This window comes from Acetatifactor sp., assembly GCF_982438285.1.
The window spans coordinates 1-3,000 of sequence record NZ_CEWDFQ010000359.1; the positions used below are offsets into that span (position 1 = coordinate 1).

Genomic DNA, 3,000 nt, shown 5'->3' on the forward strand with positions numbered 1-3,000 from the left:
TCCATAACTTGTAGTATTTGTATTTTTTTAACTCCGTTACTGTCTTTCCCTTGAAGCAACGAGTTGATCCTATTTCTGGCATCAGATGAACTTTCTTTTTCCTGTAAGCACGCACAGCACCACCAAAATATAGCTTTGTCCATACTTTTCTCTATACCGCTCCCCTTTAAATACTTGTCTCCCAGCATAACCTGCGCATCTGCATGACCTTGTTTTGCAGCTTTTTCAAGGTATAATATTGATGTTTCTCCATCAGCCATATATGCCCGCGCTTCTTCTATACTGTCAAACACAACAGCCAAAGTAAATTGCGCTTGAGCCACATTTTTTTTGGCAGCATTACGAAGATATCTCACTCCCTCTGCAACACATATCTCTTGTCCTCCTATACCGAAACAATATTCCATACCAATAGCAAATTCTGCACCTGCATTTCCCTTTTGAGCAGCTCTTAAAGTGTACTCACTTGCCTTACTGGCATCGCCCTCTTTCCAATATATACGGGAAAGCGTTACCATTGCCTCTACATCCCCATTTTCGGCATTTTCAATTAACTCCTTCAAATCTTTTTCCTTCTCCATCCTTTTGTACCCAGCCTTTCTCTTATTTTATTAGAATATTATCCTGCTTAATCATCACCGTTTTATCATTTCGGATAGCCTGAAAAACAACCATTTCTTTTTCAGGCTGCACCACAAGAGGAAAATATAATTTTTCAACATAAACAGGCATCGCCTTCATTATCCTCTCAATATACCGTTTATCTCCCTCGGACAAACTTCTTGAACCGCCAAAATGTACGTGTACTAATCCCATAAACTCATACCCCTTCTCGCACCAAGAAGCTATAACCTTATTTAAATGATTTGCATTAGGTCTATACATACATCCTCTTTTCTTATGTCCTTCATCATATTCCCAAAGTATGACTTTATCTTTTTTACCCCCGATAATTCCACCTGCCTCTGGTGGTATTATCGGCATATTGTTTAATATTTCATTTAAAACAGCTCTGCTTATCCACATTGTTTCATCCTTATCGCTTTTTCTAATCTTTTCATCAAAAACACGATTTTATAACTCCTTCTGCACTATCAGAAGTATTTATTTTATATGTTAGCCCATTTTGTTCTAAAAGTCAATAGAACGTTTTGGGCTATTATATATTATTTTGCAAATACTACTTTTGGAGGTGACAAACTATGTTTCCCAGAATACGCCATTTACGCGAAGATGCTGATTTGACACAAACTCAAATCAGCAAAATCTTAAATATTTCGCAAAGAGCCTATTCCCATTACGAAAACGGCACCAGGGATATCCCAATCAATATTCTTATTTCAATTGCTGATTTTTATCAAGTAAGTGTAGATTATCTTTTGGAACGTACTAATAATAAAGAATTGCAGTGACAATTCTTTTCAAAAAAATAGAGAACGGTTACCTGCCGCTCTCTATTTCTACATATGCGCCGCCAGGCACACACTTCTCTTATGATATAATAGTTAGAACTACTGCCACACCTTAATTACAATTTTCACACATATCAAAGCCGGGATTGAAGGCATAAAAGTTTTTGCTGTTAAGCTTATCCTGTGTAATGCGCAGCGCTTCGCCGAATCTCTGGAAGTGAACGATCTCCCTCTCCCGCAGGAATTTGATGGGCTCGCACACATCCGGGTCCTTCACAAGCCGCAGGATATTATCATAGGTGGAACGGGCCTTCTGCTCTGCTGCCATATCCTCAGTCAGATCGGTGATAATGTCACCCTTTACCTGAAATTCACAGGCATTGAAGGGAATTCCCCCTGCGGCCTGGGGCCATACGCCCAGTGTATGATCCACATAATATTTGTCAAAGCCGCTCTTTTCAATCTCCTCCATGGACAGATTCCTGGTCAGCTGGTGCACAATGGCTCCAATCATCTCCAAATGTGCCAGCTCCTCTGTGCCGATGTCCGTCAACAGCCCGGCAACCTCCTTATAGGGCATGGAGTATCTCTGAGACAGGTAACGCATACTGGCCGCAAGCTCTCCGTCCGGTCCCCCAAACTGTGAGATAATCACCTGGGCCAGCTTTGCGTTTGGCTCCTTGATATTTACAGGAAACTGCAATCTTTTTTCATAATTCCACATTTAACCGCACGCTCCTTCCCATGGCAGAGGCGCAGCGCCCCATCTCCATTCCTTATTGCTTTCAGCAAGATCCTTTGTGAGAGGGAAATATTTCTGAGAAAATTCCTTCATCATCTGATTTTTCATCCTGCTGTAATGGTTAAAATATTCCATGGCATTGCGGTCGGTTGGATGTGTATCCAGATACAGCATCAGCTCCACCAGAATAAAATCCACGATGCTGATATCCTTCAGCATCTGCTCCTTATTGCTCAAGATACACATCTCCTTCCTGTGAAAGGCTTATTCAATTCAGGAAAGATCGTGCCGATTTTGAAGGCTTTGTCCAGATCGTCATACATTTTTTCAAAATGCTGCCAGGGCACATATGCCATGGCAATGGGATATCTGTCAAATCGTTCGTCAAATGAATAGTCCTGCATGTGATTCCTTTCATAAACTTAGATTTTGTTTAATACTATAGTATGATATCCCTTTTGAAACGTTCACTTCTCTATTTCTTTCTTCATTTTTACATGCGGAATCCCGGCCTCCACAAAAACATCGGACACCTTTTCGTATCCACATTTTTCATAAAATCCGAAAACCTCATATTTTGCGTCCATTTCAACTGTACTGTATCCTTGCCTTTTATAGTAATTTTCAATGTGTGCAAGCACAATTTTCCCCAGACCAAGCCCTCTGTATTCCTTCAAAAAACAGAATCTTTGAATCCTTACCCTGTCGCTGAAAGTCTCTAGGCATCTGATGGTTCCCACATTTTCATTTTGATATCTGACTAAAAAATGGCTGCAGGCCTCCTCCAGACAATCATATTTGTCCACTTCTATTTCCTTTGGCACACCTTTTTCTATGGTAAAAACC

General features: G+C 40.6%; 7 protein-coding genes. 1 reads left to right on the top strand and 6 read right to left on the bottom strand.

The window, feature by feature from the left end; all coding sequences use genetic code 11:
- On the bottom strand, positions 1-581 hold a 581-nt coding region (locus tag AC1WIP_RS13825), incomplete at its 3' end, for a tetratricopeptide repeat protein (protein WP_481142375.1).
- 22 nt (positions 582-603) lie between these two features.
- On the bottom strand, positions 604-1,026 hold the full coding sequence (locus tag AC1WIP_RS13830; protein WP_481142376.1) for a Mov34/MPN/PAD-1 family protein: 423 nt from the start codon (positions 1,024-1,026) through the stop codon (positions 604-606).
- A 176-nt stretch (positions 1,027-1,202) separates the two neighbouring features.
- Between AC1WIP_RS13830 and AC1WIP_RS13835 the strand changes: the two genes are divergently transcribed.
- Entirely contained in the window at positions 1,203-1,412 is a 210-nt protein-coding gene (locus AC1WIP_RS13835) for a helix-turn-helix domain-containing protein (RefSeq protein ID WP_481142377.1), read from the top strand.
- Between the two features lie 112 nt (positions 1,413-1,524).
- On the opposite strand, the gene AC1WIP_RS13840 is transcribed toward AC1WIP_RS13835, so the two are convergent.
- From AC1WIP_RS13840 to AC1WIP_RS13855, 4 genes are all read right to left on the bottom strand, one after another.
- Positions 1,525-2,136 (bottom strand): manganese catalase family protein, encoded by a 612-nt coding sequence (locus AC1WIP_RS13840; RefSeq protein WP_481142378.1) that lies wholly within the window; start codon positions 2,134-2,136, stop codon positions 1,525-1,527.
- Complete coding sequence (locus AC1WIP_RS13845) at positions 2,137-2,391, bottom strand: spore coat protein CotJB (RefSeq protein WP_481142379.1); 255 nt, start codon at positions 2,389-2,391, stop codon at positions 2,137-2,139. It lies immediately after the preceding gene.
- Positions 2,388-2,558, bottom strand: coding sequence for a spore coat associated protein CotJA (locus AC1WIP_RS13850; RefSeq protein ID WP_318705662.1), 171 nt, complete (start codon positions 2,556-2,558; stop codon positions 2,388-2,390). The genes AC1WIP_RS13845 and AC1WIP_RS13850 overlap by 4 nt, the downstream gene beginning before the upstream one ends.
- 63 nt (positions 2,559-2,621) lie before the next feature.
- Positions 2,622-3,000, bottom strand: a 379-nt coding sequence (locus AC1WIP_RS13855; RefSeq protein WP_481142380.1) for a GNAT family N-acetyltransferase, incomplete at its 5' end; no start/stop codon positions are given.

Bases quoted from the DNA above. Each gene is read 5' to 3' on its own strand.
- AC1WIP_RS13840 (WP_481142378.1), bottom strand. From the start codon at position 2,136: ATGTGGAATTATGAAAAAAGATTGCAGTTTCCTGTAAATATCAAGGAG.
- AC1WIP_RS13850 (WP_318705662.1), bottom strand. From the start codon at position 2,558: ATGCAGGACTATTCATTTGACGAACGATTTGACAGATATCCCATTGCC.
- AC1WIP_RS13835 (WP_481142377.1), top strand. From the start codon at position 1,203: ATGTTTCCCAGAATACGCCATTTACGCGAAGATGCTGATTTGACACAA.
- AC1WIP_RS13830 (WP_481142376.1), bottom strand. From the start codon at position 1,026: ATGTGGATAAGCAGAGCTGTTTTAAATGAAATATTAAACAATATGCCG.